Origin of the sequence: Streptomyces sp. NRRL S-495, from assembly GCF_000966955.1 — a bacterium.
GTDB classification, from domain to species: Bacteria; Actinomycetota; Actinomycetes; order Streptomycetales; family Streptomycetaceae; genus Kitasatospora; species Kitasatospora purpeofusca.
Genome location: NZ_JZWY01000935.1, coordinates 1 through 1,120, shown reverse-complemented (window position 1 = coordinate 1,120; position 1,120 = coordinate 1). Strand labels below are relative to the sequence as shown.

General features: G+C 70.0%; 2 protein-coding genes. Both read left to right on the top strand.

From position 1 onward, the window contains the following. Nucleotides 1–173, top strand: a 173-nt coding sequence (locus VR45_RS44920) for a helix-turn-helix transcriptional regulator (RefSeq protein WP_107084386.1), incomplete at its 5' end; no start/stop codon positions are given. Between the two features lie 157 nt (nt 174–330). Further along, complete coding sequence (locus VR45_RS36635; protein ID WP_078897303.1) at nt 331–843, top strand: RICIN domain-containing protein; 513 nt, start codon at nt 331–333, stop codon at nt 841–843. Nucleotides 844–1,120: the final 277 nt, after the last annotated feature.

Here is a 1,120-nt window from a genome sequence, read left to right as displayed (position 1 = left end):
AACTCGCTGAGCGCATAGGGATCACGCCCGCCAACCTGGCGGTGCTCAAGAACGGCCGCGCCAAGGCCGTGCGCTTCTCGACGCTGGCCGCGCTCTGCGAGGTGCTCGACTGCCAGCCGGGTGACCTGCTCCGCTGGGAGGACGAGCCGGGAGGACGAACCGACCCGGGGTGAATGAACCCCGCCGCCGGGCTTCGGTCATCGCCGGTGTGCGAGGAGCGCTGCGCGGATGGTGGAGGAATGCTGCACGCCTCGCACAGTCCGCCCCGCCGGGCGCGGCTAGATTCGACCCTTGTTGCAGACAGTGGCCCTCCCTGACGAAAGGCATGTCATGCGCAAGCCAATAGTGTTCCTCTCGGCGCTCTTCATGGCGGCGGGCTTCCATGCCGCCGTGGCCCCGCAGGCCTCGGCGGCCGGCCCCAACTGGGGCGAGCTCATCACCCCGGTCGGCCCCGGCACCTGGTACCCCGCGAAGTGCGCCACCCCCAAGGGCAACAGCACGGCCAACGGAACCATCATCACCCTGTGGACCTGTACGGGGGACGAGCTCCAGCGGTGGGACCACGACGGTTACCAGATGGTCCACAAGGCGAGCGGGAAGTGCCTGACCCCGCAGGGCGACGCGTACAACGTCAACGGCGCGGTGCTCACCCTGTGGCCGTGCGACGACAGCGGCAACAACCGCAGCCAGCAGTTCTGGTCCTCGGACTGGTCCATCAAGACCAACTACTCGGACAAGTGCCTCACCAACAAGGGCGGTTCGTCCGGCAACGGCACCTACCTCACCCTGTGGACCTGCGCCTCGGACTTCCCGCCGGAGCAGCACTGGCAGATGCGGTACTGACGGGCGGCACCCCGGCGGGGCAGCCCTGTGACGGCGCGGCCCCGCCGGGGCGGGTGAACCCGGCTGTGCCCGAGCGGGCACAGCCCCCGACCGACGAGACACGAAACCATGGGGGAGTTCTCTTTTGCGATCCATCCGACGGGCCTGCATGCCGGTAGCCGCGGTGGCTGCCTGCGCGGCCCTGACCGCGGGCCTGCTCCAAGCCCTTCCCGCGGCCGCCGCACCGGCCGTCTCCGCCGGGGACGTGCCGCCACCCGCCGTTTCCTTAGGCGTGGAC

What these genes read in the sequence shown, in the direction of transcription:
- VR45_RS36635 (WP_078897303.1), top strand. Translation starts at nt 331, where the DNA reads ATGCGCAAGCCAATAGTGTTCCTCTCGGCGCTCTTCATGGCGGCGGGC.